This window comes from uncultured Mailhella sp. (assembly GCF_963931295.1).
GTDB lineage: Bacteria > Desulfobacterota > Desulfovibrionia > Desulfovibrionales > Desulfovibrionaceae > Mailhella.
This window is the reverse complement of record NZ_OZ007001.1, coordinates 271,282-286,612: the sequence shown is the minus strand read 5'-3', so window position 1 is coordinate 286,612 and position 15,331 is coordinate 271,282. Positions and strand designations below refer to the sequence as shown.

The 15,331-nt window shown below is 62.8% G+C and carries 9 protein-coding genes and 1 pseudogene; 6 read left to right on the top strand and 4 right to left on the bottom strand.

Features of this window, described 5'->3' with window-relative positions; genetic code table 11:
• Positions 1–7 precede the first annotated feature (7 nt).
• A complete protein-coding gene (locus tag ABGT79_RS01280) occupies positions 8–1,165 on the top strand; it encodes a glycosyltransferase (RefSeq protein WP_346664644.1) in 1,158 nt (385 codons plus the stop codon).
• 386 nt (positions 1,166–1,551) lie between these two features.
• Positions 1,552–2,436, top strand: a complete 885-nt coding sequence (locus ABGT79_RS01275; RefSeq protein WP_346664643.1) for a DUF3737 family protein — start codon at positions 1,552–1,554, stop codon at positions 2,434–2,436.
• A gap of 622 nt (positions 2,437–3,058) precedes the next feature.
• Here ABGT79_RS01275 and ABGT79_RS01270 read toward each other — a convergent pair.
• Complete coding sequence (locus ABGT79_RS01270; RefSeq protein WP_346664642.1) at positions 3,059–4,594, bottom strand: ammonia-forming cytochrome c nitrite reductase subunit c552; 1,536 nt, start codon at positions 4,592–4,594, stop codon at positions 3,059–3,061.
• A complete protein-coding gene (locus ABGT79_RS01265; protein WP_294487937.1) occupies positions 4,587–5,045 on the bottom strand; it encodes a NapC/NirT family cytochrome c in 459 nt (152 codons plus the stop codon). Before ABGT79_RS01265 ends, ABGT79_RS01270 begins: the two co-directional genes overlap by 8 nt.
• Positions 5,046–6,135: 1,090 nt before the next feature.
• On the opposite strand from ABGT79_RS01265, the gene ABGT79_RS01260 reads away from it, so the two are divergent.
• From ABGT79_RS01260 to tnpA, 4 genes and pseudogenes are all read left to right on the top strand, one after another.
• Entirely contained in the window at positions 6,136–7,470 is a 1,335-nt protein-coding gene (locus ABGT79_RS01260) for a 4Fe-4S binding protein (protein WP_346664641.1), read from the top strand.
• 229 nt (positions 7,471–7,699) lie between these two features.
• Positions 7,700–8,170 (top strand): type III secretion system chaperone, encoded by a 471-nt coding sequence (locus ABGT79_RS01255; RefSeq protein WP_346664640.1) that lies wholly within the window; start codon positions 7,700–7,702, stop codon positions 8,168–8,170.
• Between the two features lie 19 nt (positions 8,171–8,189).
• Positions 8,190–11,903: a hypothetical protein gene (locus ABGT79_RS01250; protein WP_346664639.1), complete on the top strand. Its 3,714-nt coding sequence runs from the start codon at positions 8,190–8,192 to the stop codon at positions 11,901–11,903.
• 189 nt (positions 11,904–12,092) lie between these two features.
• A pseudogene (gene tnpA / locus ABGT79_RS01245) lies at positions 12,093–12,546 on the top strand (IS200/IS605 family transposase).
• 102 nt (positions 12,547–12,648) lie between these two features.
• On the opposite strand, the gene ABGT79_RS01240 reads toward tnpA, so the two are convergent.
• Together ABGT79_RS01240 and ABGT79_RS01235 are read right to left on the bottom strand one after the other, a co-directional pair.
• Positions 12,649–13,314 carry an FCD domain-containing protein gene (locus ABGT79_RS01240; protein ID WP_346664638.1) on the bottom strand — a complete coding sequence of 222 codons (666 nt, stop codon included), beginning with the start codon at positions 13,312–13,314 and terminating at the stop codon, positions 12,649–12,651.
• A 166-nt stretch (positions 13,315–13,480) separates the two neighbouring features.
• Entirely contained in the window at positions 13,481–14,578 is a 1,098-nt protein-coding gene (locus ABGT79_RS01235; protein ID WP_346664637.1) for an iron-containing alcohol dehydrogenase family protein, read from the bottom strand.
• Between the last annotated feature and the right edge of the window lie 753 nt (positions 14,579–15,331).

Sequence of the window (15,331 nt, the reverse complement as noted above, 5' to 3'; positions counted from 1 at the left end):
AGAAAATATGCGATTTCTGTTCTGCGACAACATGTATCCCGGCAGGTTCGGTCATCTGCCTGCGCGCCTGGCGGCCGATCCTGAAAACAGGGTCATGTTTCTTTCGTATCACGCGAGGAGCGGCGGCGCGGACGACAACGTGGCCCATGCCCGCTTCCGGCTCGACAGAACGGAAAACGCGCAGGAATCCGATCCCTTTTTCGCGGCCTGGGGCAAGGCATTCCGGCTCGGCAGGCAGGCGTTCCGCACGTTCTGCCACATCCGCGACTCCGGCTTCGTGCCGGACATGATCTTCATCACGTTTTTCGACGGGCCGGCGCTGTTTGTGCGCCGCGCGTTTCCCGAGGCGTTCGTGACCTCGTATTTCGGCGCGCTGCGCGTGCGGGACGCCGATGTTGCCTCCCGCCTCGACGCGCTCGCCGACGTGCAGAATCATCAGGCGCTGCAGAGCGATCTGTGCTTTGTGCGCAGCGAGGCGCAGAAGGCGCGTTTTGCCGCGCCGCTGCAGCCGCGGCTGCACGTGCTGCCGCCCTTTGTGGATACGACGTTTTTTTCGCCCGGGCACGGGGAGCTGCGCGAGTTCTTTCCCGATGAAAACGCGCGCGAGCTCGTGGTGTTTCACATGAAGGGGGCGTCGCGCGCCGCGGCCGAAGGCGCGCAGACCGCGCTTGCGCTGCTGGCAGGCCGTCCTTCGTGCTGCGCGGCGCTGGCGTTCGGCAACGAGAGGGCGCGCGATCTCTGGCGGGAGCGCGGCGCGGCGCTCCCGGAGCGGTTGCGGCAGCGGCTCCTTTTTGTCGGCGGTCTGGACAAGAACGACTATCGCGCGCTGCTGTGCGCCGCCGACGTGCATGTTTTCCCCGAAAACGAAGATCCGCCGCTCCAGGAAATGCTGGAAACCATGAGCTGCGAAACCCTGCTCATGACGCCGGAAGGCGGGCGGAATCCGTTGTTTGTTCCGGGCGAGACCGTGGAGACCTTTCCCGCGGACGCCTCCATGGAGGAACGCGCCCGGCGTATCGCCGCCGCGCTGGACGGGCGGGAAGAGAGTCTGCGCATACGCAGGCGCGGCAGGAGCGTCATGGAGCGCCGCTGCAACGAGGCCTCGGTGCTGGATGAGCATCTGCGTTTCGTGCTTGCGGCCTTTGCGCGGACGCGGCAAGCCTAGAGCGGCGGATGCGCGCGGCGCAGGGATTGGCGGCGCAGGCTCTCCGCGTGGGCGCGGCAAGCGATTGTGCGGGAGCGTGCTTTTTCTCCTGCTCGGCCTTTTCCGGATCGCGACGTCGCGGGGGCGGCGTTTTTCTCGACGCGTCACATCTTTCCGCAAGGCGGGCCTTGTCCGGCGCGTCGTTTCCGAAGCGGCGGGAGTCCTGTCTGCCGCGCTTCTGCGCCTCGGGCCGTGCGCGGCGCAGGCATCCCGCAGAGCATGGCTCCTACACGGAAGGCTCCTGTCATGCCTTTCAGGCATGGCAGCTATAATGCATAGGTATTTGCTCTTTTGCCGCAGAAGACGATATTTTGCAGGCAACGAAACATTCTGGGAGAATCGCCGATATGGAAACAATACAAGGCAAGACGTTTGACGAAGAAAGGGCGCTGTACGGCCTTTGCCACGCGCGCATCAGGGATTGCTCGTTCACCGGCCCGGCGGACGGCGAAAGCGCGGTGAAGGAATGCGAAGACATTGTGGCGGAGCGCTGCCTGTGCAATCTGCGCTATCCGTTCTGGCATGTGCGCGGCCTGACCATACGCGACTGCGACATTACGGAAAACGGTCGCGCCGCGCTGTGGTATTCGGAACACATAGACATTGAAGACACGAAGCTGCACGGCATCAAGGCCCTGCGCGAATGCAGCGACGTCTCCGTGCGCAACTGCGACATTGTTTCCAACGAATTCGGATGGTTTTCCCGCAACTTCTCCATGCGTGACTGCACGGCGAAGAGCGACTATTTCATGCTGCACGCGCGCAACGTGGAATGCGCCGATGTAAAGTTCACGGGCAAGTACGCGCTCCAGTACATGCACGACTGCGTGTTCGAGCGCTGCGACATCACCAGTCGCGACGCCTTCTGGCATGCGCGCAACGTCACGGTGCGCGACTGCGTGCTGAAGGGAGAATTCCTCGGCTGGTATTCCGATCATCTCACGCTGGAGCGCTGCCGCATCATCAGTTCGCAGCCGCTGTGCTACTGCACCAATCTCAGGCTCGTGGACTGCGAAGTGGTGGATTCCGATCTCTGCTTTGAAAAGTCCGACATTCACGCCGTCATCACCACGCGCGTGGACAGCATCAAGAATCCGCGCTCGGGCGTGATCGTGCTTCCCGGCGTGGACGAGCTGATCCGCGACGACGATTCCCACGCCGAAATCATCTTCACGGAACGGCCTTCGCAGGCGTCCGACGAAGCGCAGAAGGGCGAAGCCTCCGCCGACTGATCCCCCGCCTTCGGGAAAACGCGGCAAAAGCGCGGCAAACGCCGCAGGGGCAAACAGTCCGCCCCTCGATCCGGAGGGTGCAGCGCGCGTCCCGGCCCGGAAAAGGGCAGGGCGCTCCGTGTTCCGTACCGGCAGGCGCGCCCCCCCGCGTTCCATGTTCCGGCCCGGAAAGGCGCGGAACACTCCCCGCTCCGCTCAAAAGGCGGGCAACCTCTGCTTTCGGCGTAGCATGCGCAAAACAACGCTTTTCTGCGTAAAACACGCCTGCGCAGAAGGCCGTCGGCCTCCGGCCCGGAAGAGACAGCAACGGCTGCGCGCGGAAAACGAAACAAGTTCCGCTTCCGCTCGGAAGTCGCAGCAAAAACGTTTCCGGGTTCGGTAGACGACACAGAAGCCGCTTTCGCCGGAACTCCCCGGCAAATTCCGCTTCCCGGGCCCGGAAGAGGCAGCAGCACCCGTTTCCCTTCGGAAGACGAAACAGGTTTCGCTTCGGCTCGGAAGCCCCGACAAGTTCCGCTTCCAACCGGAAGACGCAGGAAAGCCCGCTTCCCGGCAGGGGGAGGCGGGCTTTTTGCCGTGCGCTCCGCGGCGGAACGGTGTCCGCCGCGGGAGCGGAAGAGGGTCAGCGGATGCGCTTGTTGCCTTCCCACACGAGGTCGGCTTCGGGCAGCACGGGCAGGTAGGTGAGCCACTTGTGACTCTTCATGTATTCCGGATCCTGCTGGAGCTTGCGGCTGAATTCCAGAATGGGCGGCACGATGTCCTTGATGTCGCCGGCGAGGTTCGCGGCAATGCCGGCGTTCGTGGCCTCGATGCACAGATCAATGGCCTTCTGGCTGTATTCCATGGAGCTCATGAGCGTGTCGAGCGCCTTGGCCGGATTGTGGAAGCCCACGCTGTTTTCCGCGGAAATGAGATCCCAGAAGAACTGTCCCTTGCGCACGTTTTCGCGGGCGTCGGCCATGAGCTTGTCGTAGGAGGCGTTGCGTTCGCCCGTAAATTCATTGGCGAGCCGCACGGCTTCATGCGCCTTCACGCTGGTTTCCTGCGCCTTGAGAAGCTGACGGAACGTCTTTTCCTGAATGTCGTGCACGCGGGCGCGCAGGAATTCCGGAGTCTTGTCGGAATGACAGGTGCGGCAGGCCGTCAGTTCGGGATCCTTGAGGGGCGAGGTCCACCAGTGACTCGAGAACTTCTTGCCGTCCTGCTTCTGATAGGGCATGTGGCAGTCCGCGCAGGAAACGCCCGCCGCGCCGTGCGGTCCGTTCTGCCAGGTTTCGTATTCGGGGTGCTGGGCCTTGATGATGTTCACGCCCGAAACCGCATGCACGAAGTCGGTGAACGGTCCGTTCTTGGGGCCGTGGGTGTTGTAGTATTCATACATGTTTTCGGGATCGAAGCCGTTGTCCCACGGGAACACGGGCTTGCCGGCCGGGCCGTTGTCCTTGTGGGTGAAGTAGTATTCCACGTGGCACTGACCGCACACCAGACTGCGCTTTTCGTTGCGCGAGAGGGTGGCCCAGTCCTTGCCGCTTCTGGCGAGCCAGTCCTTGAGCGGAATGGAGTAGAGCTGCAGTTCCATGGTGGTGGTGTCGTGGCAGGTGGCGCAGCTGATGCTTCCGTTCATGACGTCCACCTTGGTGCGGTAGTCGTTGAAATCGCGGCTCCACACCGCGTCGCCGTCGGCGGCCACCCACTGCGATATGGCCGGAACCTTGCAGTTCCAGCAGGTGGTGGGCATGTTGCCCTTGCCGTCGGGCGAGTAGCGGTTGATGCGGTCTATTTCGAGAATGTCCTTGACCGCGTAGGTATGACCGCGCGCCTCGTTGTATTCGTACATGAAAGGATAGCCCAGCCACAGATTCTTCAGATACGGCTGCGCCGCCCGGAAGCCCTTGGGCAGCGGATTCACGCCGTCGTTCTTGCGGAAGTTCACCGAACCCTTGTATTCCGTCATGACGGAACTTTCGTCGTTCTGGCGATAGGTGGCGTACTGGCGGGGGAAGGCCTTTTCAAAGGCCGAGGCGTCGAGCGTGTTCGCGGGAAGGCCGCTATTGTAAATGGGGGTCTTCACCACGGGGGGATCGTCCTGACAGCCCGCGCTGACGATGGAACAGGCAACGATAACGCCTGTCATGAGCATGTTCATCTTATTCATCTGCCGCCTCCCTGTAGCTGACGGGGGTTTTCTTCTGATGCGCCATGGCCCGGTGGCAGTCCACGCAGTAGGGCTTGGCCATCATGACGTCTTCATTGGTGACCCGGTGACAGGCGCGACAATTGGCGTTGACCACTTCCCGGGTTTCCAGCCGCGCGAGGAGCGGCGCTTCCTTGCCCTGCAGGTTGGCGACGACGTCGCGCAGACCTTCCTGCGCCTTGAACGGCAGCTTGGCGAGCAGATTGTGGGGCGCGTGACATTCGTTGCACGCGAGGTCGGCATGCGGCGAGAGGCTGTGCGTGAGCGCGGCTTCGCGCATGACGTGACAGGTGGAACAGAATGGTCTTGAGTCGGAAAATTGCATTCCGGCGGCTGCAAGAAGCACCAGCACAGCTCCCAGCGCGGTGCCCCCCAGCAGCATTTTCCATGGACCGTGTCTGGACGCTTTCATGGCTCTCCTCCCTGGTTTATGAAAACACACGGCGCTTCCGGTATAGCGTGCCGGAGGAAAAATAACTGTGATTTAAATCACAAAAGAGGGCTTCTTGACAAAAAAATCGGGAAGAAATCGTTGACGGGTCCGGCTTTGGGGTATTGTGAAAAGGGAACGGACGGAAACGAAAGCATGATCGCAGTCACGGCGGGAGAGAAGATGTTGTTTTATATTGGCGCACTGTGATCGGCGGGAGACGTTGCGGCGCAGTTGCGGCGTCGGCCGGAACGCGGGGGGCGGAGATGCGCGGCGCTGCAGATATGTTGCGCAGCGAGTGCGAAAATTGTAACGATTTTTCACAAATGAGGCGCAAAAAGGCGATGCGGAGTTAGGCAGAAGTGCGGGGAAAGCGCAGGAAAAGGAGTGTGGGATCGAATGCGGGGAACAGGGGAGAGCGAATCTCGGGGAGACGGCAGAACCCGCGCGGGAAACAGAACCATGCGCGGGCGGAGACGGGCGTCTCGAATGTGCGCCGAGGTCGGCCCGGAGTTTGGCGGACGAGCGTCGGGGGAATGCAGCGTGGAGGTCCTGCGGGCAGCGGGTAGCTGAGATGTTGCGCAGGCGGGGAACGGGCGGACGCCGGTGTAACCCGACCCGGGGCCCGGCGGACACGTACTCGGATGAAGGGCGCGCCGGAAAGGGCGTTGACCATCCGGGGAATGCGGAAGTCGAACTTGCGGGCTTGCGGGAAAAGCAAGGGCGCGGAATCCCGCAGGCGGCGGGGAGCCTCGGAATAGTGCGAGCTGCGCAGCGTGCCGGAACGGCGCTTTCCCGGGCGTCGTCTGTTCGTCGGCGGGATGCCGGGAGAGCGCGGGCATCGGCGGCGGGCGGGCACGGGCAAAGGCGCGGGCGGAGACGGCGTTTCGGATGTGCGTCGGAGGCACGCCCGGAGACATGACGGCTTGCGGCGGAGGCACGCCGTTGAAATTGCGCCGCGCGTGGCGGCATTGTTTTGCGCATCTGCGGAGTGCGGCGCGTCGGGCGCTGCGACGCAGCATCAGCTCGTCCGGCAAAATGCGGGGCGACGGAATCATCTGGAGGGAAGATCATGCATCAGAACGGCGGAAGCGGAGAAAAGGCTGCGCGCGCCTGGATTGCACCCGTGTTTTTTGTGCCCGCGCTCGCGCTGGCGGCGGCGCATGTGTGGCGCGCAGGGCAGACGGGCGAGGCCGCGGCGCTCATCGTCTGGGCGCTCATGTGCCTGACGCGGCGCGCCTGGATGCGTCCGCTCGCGGCGGCCCTGCTTCTGCTGCTTGCGGGGGAGTGGCTGGTCACCACGCAGAGTCTCATGGAAATGCGCGTGGCCCTGGGCAGACCCTGGACGCGTCTTGCCGTCATCATGCTGGCGGTGACGGCCTTCACCGCGGGCGCGGCCCTGCCGACCTCGGCGAAGGCGGGCCGTGCGTGGTTTTGCCGCGGCCGTGAGCGGGAATTCATGCAGGCGGCGGCCTTTCTGCTCGCTTTTGCGCCGCTCTTCTGCATGGCGCGCGTGGCTCCGCAGCTCATGCTCGTTCACAGACTTGTTCCGGGCTTCGGCGTGATGCAGGCGCTCGCGGCCGGATGCTGGAGCGCGTGGCTGTGCGCCCGACTGGCCGACGCAAAACAGGCGGGCCGGACGCGCCTCTTTGCGTGGCGGCTGTTTTCCGTGGTGTTCTTCGCGCAGTTTTTTCTTTCGCTTGCGGGCTGGTCGCTGTTTTCCATGACCGGCGAATGGCACATTCCCGTGCCGGGCGTCATCGTGGCCGGAGCGCTGTACCGCGGCGCGGCCGGATTCATGCCTCTTTTGTTTGCCGTGTCGGTGCTCGTGCTCGGGGCCGCGTGGTGCAGTCATTTGTGCTACTTCGGCTCGTGGGACGCATGGGCCGCGTCCCGCGCAAAGCCTTCGCCGCATCCCGGACCGCTGCGCTGGCGCGCGCTTTCGCTTCTGCTGGTCTGCTTGGCGGCGCTGGCGCTTCGCCATGTTGCGTCGCTGCCTGCGGCCGTGGCCTGCGGCGCGGCGCTGGGGCTCGTCATGATTCCCGCAGCCTTCTTCGTCAGCCGCCGCAGAGGCTGGGCCGCCTACTGCACTCTGATTTGTCCGCTGGGGCTGCTCTCCTGCCTTGCGGGCCGTCTTTCCCCCTGGCGCGTGCGGCGTTCCTCCGCGTGTACGCTCTGCGGCGCGTGTACGCGCGTCTGCCGCTACGGCGCGCTCACGAAAGAACGTCTCGAAGCCGGAGGCCCCGGACTCTCCTGCACATTGTGCCGCGACTGCCTGAACGTCTGCCCCCGCGGCGGCCTGACCATGACCTGCGCCGGGCATGGTGCAGGAGGCCGCGCGGAGAAGGCGTTCGTTGTTCTGGCGTGCGCGCTGCACGCGCTCTTTCTTTTCTCCGCCATGGTGTGACGGCGCGGCGGGCGTCTTTTGTTCTTGTGCGCTGTTTGCCCCTGTGCCATACTGAAAAAGAGTGCCGGGAGCCTGCGCGCCGAAGTTCGGACGCTTCCGCGCCTTGCCGCGTTCGGCGGAAGGCGGAATCTTCGTATGCTCTTTCGCGGAGCGTCCGTTCTTTGTTCCTCGCGGGCGGCGTTGTCCACGGCACGGATTTTGCATGGAAAAGCGTGAAAGGAGCGTCATCATGGATCAGAGCCTTTCCTACATTGAAGCGCTGAACAGGGAAACCGGACTGGATATTCGGCTTTCCGACGCCGGGGCCGCGTATCTGATGCTCGACGGCCGCGGACTGCTGATCCAGTGGCTGGAGGCGCAGCAGATGTTCGTGATCTACGCGGAAGTGGGGCCCCTTGCGGGCTGGCGCGACGGCGAAGTGCTGCGTCGGCTTCTGGCCGCCAACTTTCTTTTCATGCAGACCCGGGGCGGGGCGCTCAGCTACGATGCCTCCGCCAACATGGTTGGCATGAACTATGCGCTTCCCGTGTACGGTCTTTCGCCGGAAGACTTTGTGAAGAAGCTCGACGCCGTGCTGACGCTGACGGAAGAGTGGAGAGAAGAGCTGCGCCGCCTGTGCGCGGAGCAGGAAAGACTTGCCGGAGGAGAGCCCCCGGAAGACGACACCCTTGCCGCCATGCAGAACATGATGCGGGTCTGACCCCGAAGAGGAGGCTGCCATGCCTGTTGATCTGAACACGCTGTTTCAGAACGTTTCCGTTCTTGACGACAATGTGCAGTTTCATGCCCCCGCCGCCGACGATCTGCGGCAGGGCAGCGCGCTGCACGGCCTGAAGAAGCATTTCGAGTCGGCCCGCGCCGAGGAGAATCGGGCGGCGGTGCAGGCGTTCATGACGGCCATTTCTCAGCATCCGGCCTACGCGGCGCAGCTCGGCGCGGTGCGCGCTCCGCTCGACGAGCTCATGCAGAGCGGCAAGCCGCTCACGGCGGGGGCGGTGCGGCAGACGCAGCTTGCGCTGAACATGCAGCTTGCGTCCATTGCGGGCGCGGAGCTTGTCCGCCGCGGCAACCTTCCGGCGGGACACGCCTCGTCGTTTGCGTGGTTTGCGGCCTCGCGCGGCCTGCCGCTCGGCGACGAAGCGCAGCAGGCGGCGGCGCTGAAGTCGTACGTTCTTTCGGAAATGTGTCCGAAGTTTGAGGGCATGCTGAGCCGTCTGCCGGATCTTTGCGACGACGAGAAGAACCGGGCCGCGCGGGCGCTCATGCTGCGGATGCGCGGTCCGCTGGAAGGCCGGAACGGCTTTTTCGCCCGCGAGCTCGACCGCGAACTTGCCCGCGGCCTGCAGGTGTTTGACTTTCGGGATTTTGAGCGGGCCTTTGCCGACGCCTGCGCGCAGGACATGGATCTGGCGCGCTCTCTGAGCGCCGAGGAGCTGGAGGCCGTTGCGGCGGAAGAGAAGCCCGCGGACATTCTGGCGGCGCTTCACGAAGCGCAGAGCGAGCTCGGGGCGGACGGCATGAGCGCGCTCTGCAACAAGCTCATCGTGCGTTCGGGGCCGCTGTCCACGCGCGAGGAGCGCGCCTCGGAAATCAGGGCCTGTCAGGTGGAGATGATGGGCAAGCTGGCGGCGGGCGTGGCCATGCAGCGTCACGGTCTGCCTGCGAGCTTTGCCGTGGCCGTGGGGCATCATCCCGAGGTGGAGGCGCTTGCGCGGGAAAGGCTCGGGAGCGTCTCGCCGATGCACATTCCCGACGGCAGGGAGGTATTCGACGCGCTTTCCGAGGCGGTGGAGAAACTGCTGGAAGAGCATCTGCCGCTGCTTCAGGAACTGGCCGTGATGGCGCAGAACCCGCCCGTGAAGCTGGATCCGCCGCTCACGCCGGAAACCATGCCGCGCTACATCAACGCCATGATGTTCGGCGACGTGCTGCTGGAGCCGCTGCTGCACGACGGCGCGCCGCTCGACGAGTTTTTTCTCGACCGTCTGGTGGGGCTCACGCTGTCGCTGGATGCCGCAACCCACGCGATGGAAGGAGATTTCGGCGCCCGCGACAGGAACGCCGTGCTGGAAAACGCCCTTTCGCTGATTCTGGCGCGTCGCGGCGTGCCGCAGCAGATGCTGCCGGAAATGGTGTCGCGCGCGGTGACGAAGTTCGGACGCCTGGCCTCGGAACTCAATTCTGCGGCGGCCGCGATGCGCAGCGGGGCCTACGGACGGGACGCCATGATGATTTCGGCAAGAATGCTGCCCATGGCGGGAGCGCTTCAGATATTCGGTCAGCAGCTCATTTCCGCCATGAGCGACGAGCAGCGCAGCGGCATGAAGCTCGACATGTTCAACGCGCCCGCGCCGGGAGCCGACGTGCGGGAGATGCGTCGGCGGGGAGCGGCGTTTACCGAGAGCACGTTTCAGAGGGATGTTCCGCTGAACCGGCTTTCCGATACGGTGCGCGACTTCGTGGGCGCGGCGGGCGTGCGTCTTCCGGCGATGGATCCCGCCGTGGCGGCCGGTCTTGCGGACGAGCGGGCCGGACGTCTGGCCGCGGACAATCTTTCCATGATGGAGGCGGTGCTCTCCACGCTGATTCCCGAAGGGACGCGCGGCGTTGTTCCGCACACGGGGGAATTTCGGGCGCTGATGGCCGAGGCTGCGGCAAAGCGGGACTTATCCGGCATCGACATGGAGCGCGTGAATCTCGAACCCATGCGCGAAGCGGTGCGGCGGGCGGCTGCCGACGTGACGAAGGCTGCCGTGGATGCGGGCCGGGCCGTGGATCCTGCGGCGGTGCGCGCGGCGGCGGAAGGGGCGCTCGTTCAGGAAATGGAGCGCCTGCACCGGACGATGGCCGCCGTGGACGCGCTTGCGGCACGAGCGGTGACGAACGGCGTGGCTGCGGGATTTACCGCGGCGGAAAAGGCGGCCATGAAGGAGGCCGCGCAGCTTTTCGGCCTGCGCGACGCGAACGTGCTTGCCTCCATCGCCTCGGCGGCCTGCAGCGCATCGTTCGTGCGCGATCTGGTTTCGCTGGGCACTCCCGGCGTCACGGCGCGACAGGTGTTTATGGAAACGCATGCTCTGGTGGGCAAATATCTCGCCATGCGCGACGCGCTGCCCGGCGACGCGGAAGGCGTGGAAAACGCGCTGCGGGCGGCGCTTCTCATCGGCGCGTCGCATCTTTCCCCGGCGCAGGCGGGGGCGCTTGCCGATGCCATGCGCTCTGCGGCGGCAGAGAGCACGGCGGGCGCGCTGCTCTGGCTGCGGGAGCGCGGCCTCAAGCCGAAGGACGAGCGCATGACGACCGCGATGTTCGACATGATGAACGCCGTGCGCGGAGAAATGGAAGCCGTCGGCGGACGGGGAGACGCGGCGCGCTTTTCCCGCTGGTACGACGCGCGTGCGACGCATCCGAGCGAGATTCCTGGCGGGCACAACGGCATCATGACGGAGCTCAAGACGCTGGGCGGCAGAGACAGCATTCCCGACTATTATTTGAGCTTTGCCGGACACAACCCGCCGCTTTCGCGGGGAGACTGGGACACGCTGGCCGCGGTGCTGTCGCCGCTCATGGAGTCGGCGAAGTCGTCGCCGCGCAAGGACATGCTGCGGGAATGGGTGGCCTCTTCCGCGGAAGAGATTCTGGCGGCCATGCATGACGGCGGAGGGCCGCTGTCGCTGCCGCGTCTGTGGGACATCTTTACTGGAGGACGTCTGGGGCCCATGCCGGCCTCGGCGAAGGGCATGGACGCCGTGGCCCGCATGCTGGACGCCGTGGACACGGCGTATCATGAGCGGGTGAAGCTTGTGGAGGGAGAGGCGTTTCCGGGGAGCAACGAGTGGAAGCTGTTCCACAACAGCGGTCTGGGCGTGCCGCCGCGGAAGCTGCTGGAACTGATCGAACCCGGCAGTTCCCTTTCGCTCAACGATGTCCGCATGAGTCTGGAAATGACGTCCATGCGCGACGTCACGCCGGAGAGCGTGTACCGGCTCGGCGAGGATTTCGTGCGGCAGGGCCAGAGCGCGACGTTGCGCTTCACGAAGGCGGACGGCACGTCTCTGAGCGTGCATCCGGTGAAGATTCCGAGGCATGAGATTTCCGAGGATCACCCGGTGCTGCGTCCGATTCTGGATTTCTGGCGGGGCATGACGCATTCCGAAACGCAGTTCCTGCGGGTGGCGCAGGCGTTTTCGCAGACGCCGCTCATTGCGGCGAGGTTCATGAGCGGCGTGTTTCCGGGCCTGCAGTACAACGAGCACGGCGCGTTCATGATGAGCGCGGTGGAGCAGGCGGACGGCTCCATAGTCATGGACATCAACGGCGACCCGACGCTTCCTCTGCAGTTCCATGAACAGTTCCTCATCCGGCCCGACGGCTCGCACGTCTGCACGGCGTTCGAAATGAGCCGTCCGGCGCTGAACGACCGGCAGGCGTGACAAGGCGCAGCGCAGGAGCATGCTGAAACGGACGCCCCGAATAGGGGCGTCCTGCTTTTTAAGCCCGAAAACTCCCCTCTATGCGGGGAGTTCCAAAAAGGCGAAGCCTTTAAATAAGTTAAAAAGAGGGTTCCTTTGTGAGATAACAAGTTGTCTCGACTCGAAATCCATGCACAAAGGAACCCAGCAATGAATGACCAGGGTTTAAATCATACCCGTTGGACCTGCAAGTATCATATACTTTTCGCTCCGAAATTCAGACGCAAGCCGATATACGGAAAGTATCGCGGAACGAAAGGAGAAATTCTGAGAAAACTTTGTGAATGCAAAGAAATAGAGAGAGTAGAAGCAAATGCGTGTATGGACCATACCATATGCGCATCAAGATTCCACCAGAGTATAGCGTGGCGCAGGTAATGGGGGATTTGAAAAGGAAGAGCTCTCTGATGATATTCGAGAGTTTTCCGCATCTGCGCCATAAGTTCGGCAATCGTCATTTCTGGTGCACCGGCTGTTTTTTCAGCACGGTGGGAGTAAATGAGGCGAGATCATCAATATGTACGGGGGCAGGAAGAGCGAGACAACTGATCAGTATAGTTTGGTGGAACGGCCCGTCAGCTTGTTTGCAAGCAGCAGGAAATAACGCTGCGGCAGGAGCCGAGACCGGGCCCTCCCAAGAGGGCCGCCGAGTAACAGACCCTTTACAGGGACAAACCAGAACCGCCCCTTCAAGGGGCGGTTCTGGTTATTCGCCGATTCTTGCCGGCGTCAGGTTCAGGGCGTCCATGATGTGCAGAATGTGTATCTTCATGGCGCTCCTCGCGCCTTCGGCGTTTCTGCTGACCATGAAGTCGAGAATGAGCTGATGATCGTAGCGGCTGCGGTGCAGGGCTTCGGGATGACGGGGCGCGAGGTCCATGGCCTGCTCGAAGGCTTCCTGGAGCACGGGCATGAGCCGGTTCATGAATTCGTTGTGCGTGGCCCGGGCGATGGCGCGATGGAAGGTTTTTTCGTCCTCCAGCAGGCGCGGATCCTCGGGATCGCCGGAGGCGATGCGCTTGGCGAGCTCGCAGATATGCATCATTTCGCTTTCCGTGGCGCGGAGCGTGGCGTAGTAGGCGACCTCGGGTTCAAAGATCATGCGCATTTCATACACGGATTCGGCGCTGCCTTCGGCGGTCGGCACGTCGTGCAGTTCGCGGAACGAGCGTTCCTTGAAGTCTTCGCGCACGTAGGTGCCTCGGCCTCGTCGTATTTCCAGAACGTTGCGGGCGGCGAGCATGCGTATGCCCTCCCGCAGAGTGATGCGGCTCACGCCGAGTTGGCTGGCGAGTTCCAGTTCATTGGGCAGCTTGTCGCCCGGCTTGAGGGTTCTGTCCACGGTAATCATGGACAGAATGCTTTCAGCCACTCTGTCGGACAGTCGTTCTGTTTTTTTCAAGATAAGCTCCGGCAAGAGCGTTTCCGCTCGGTCTTTGCGAAAACGGCCGGACGGACGGCATGATTCCGTCTCCGGTCGTTTTCGCCTGCGCCGCGAGGCGCGTGTTCATGAGGGGCAGGCGGAGGCTGCCGGGGTATCAGTGATTCTTCTTGTACTCCCGGCCGCAGCGGTTCTGTTCCCTCATGCTTTCGATGAAGGCTTCCAGCGTCACGCCCTTCGGACGATAGGCCCATTCGGTGGAAGTCACCACCTTTTCACCCATGGCTTCAAATTCGCTTTCGTCGATTTCCACGTCGTCGAAGCACACCGGGAAGCCCATGCTGGCGTTGAAGGCCATGATGGCGTCGCGCTCTTCATACTTCTTGTCAAAGGTGAGCAGGCACAGAACGCCCAGAGCGACGATTTCGCCGTGCAGGTGCTTGTGTCCGTTCTTCGTTACGGTGGCGCCGTAATAGACGCAATGCGCCAGAGAAGAGTTGTAATAGTACTCGGGCGTATGCGTGGTCATGTTGGAAACTATACCCGTGGAAATGATGATGTCCAGCGTTACCTGTTCCAGTTCGTGGGAAGGCTTCTTGTTGCGGCAGGCCTCGAGGGCCTTGGCGCCGAAGCGGATCAGCGGGCTCGTGCAGACATGGGAGAGCTGCACGCCCATGAGCGGCGTATGGCTCAGTTCCACGCCCTTGCTGGAGAACACGGCTTCGCATTCCTTGGAAAGCGCGTCGCCGATGCCGGCCCAGAGAAGCTGATAGGGCGAATCGGCGATGATGTCGGAATTGATGAAGGTGTGATTCGCCATCTTGGGATAGTAGTATTCACGGAAGCTTCCGTCGGGATTGTAGATCACGCAGATGGACGTGACGGAGGCGCAGTTGCTGGCCACGGTGGGGAAGCAGAAGAGCGGCTTGTCGAGTTCGTTGGCCACGTATTTGCCGGTATCGCAGGCGCGGCCGCCGCCGACGGCAAAGATCATATCGGCGTTTTTGACGGATTCGGTTTCCATGAGCATTTTGCCGTTCTCGTAGGTGGAGTCGCCGCCGAACCAGACAAAGTCGGTAATGGTCACATGGGTTCCTTCCACGGCCTTCAGCAGGGCGTCGTGTGCCTTGGACATGGCCGTTTTGCCGCCGATGACCACGGCGGTGTTGCCGTAATGGCGGGTGACGTGAGCTATTTCGTTGTAGCAGTCGGAACCGATGGAGTAGTTCGGAAGAAACATATTGTAATGAGACATGACCTTCTCCTGTGTTTTCATTTTCGTTCCGGGGAACGGCGTTCCCGGAACGGTTCTGATGTAACCGCCCTGATGTCTGATGTCAATATTTGTTGTCTGTTTTCATTTTTTAACCCGGGGATATTCTTCCATGTTCCGTGTCCTTTTCTGCGGCGGGCTTTGTCCTGAAACGTCTGACATCGCTTGTGCGGCAGGGCTTTTTGAGAAAAGACGTCTGTGGTCTGCCGACCTGTTCTGGTGGGAAGATTCAGCAGAAAAATTTTTTGCGACACTTTCTTCGGAGAGTGAAATTTGTCTCTGGAGGGGAAAGCAATGAAACGGAAATGTTCCGAACGGGGCGTATCTGGAAGCTTCGACGCAGTGCGGCAGGCTCGGCGAAGACGGAAGCAGGTCGGGGAGATGCGGGGAAAATGGCCGTCTGTCGGGGCATGTCGGTTGAAAGACGCGCGTCGGAGGGGGCAGGGAGCAGAAAAGGCTTGCCGCGTGGACTTCCGGCATGGGCGGAGGGAGGATGCGACGGGATCGGATGGTCCCGGCCATGTTGAGCGTGTGCGGCCGGGCGTCGGCGAGAGGAGGGCTGACGAAGACGCGAAGCGCGGAGGCAGCCGGACATGCGTTCCGGCGTCTCGTTGGCGCGCTGGCGTCCGCAGGACGGGGGCGTTGTTTCTTCTGGTGCGGGTCTGGCGACGGACGAATGGAGTTTGCGGATGCGCCGCGGGGTAATCGTTCCCAGGGGCAGGGGTGAAGGAAGCA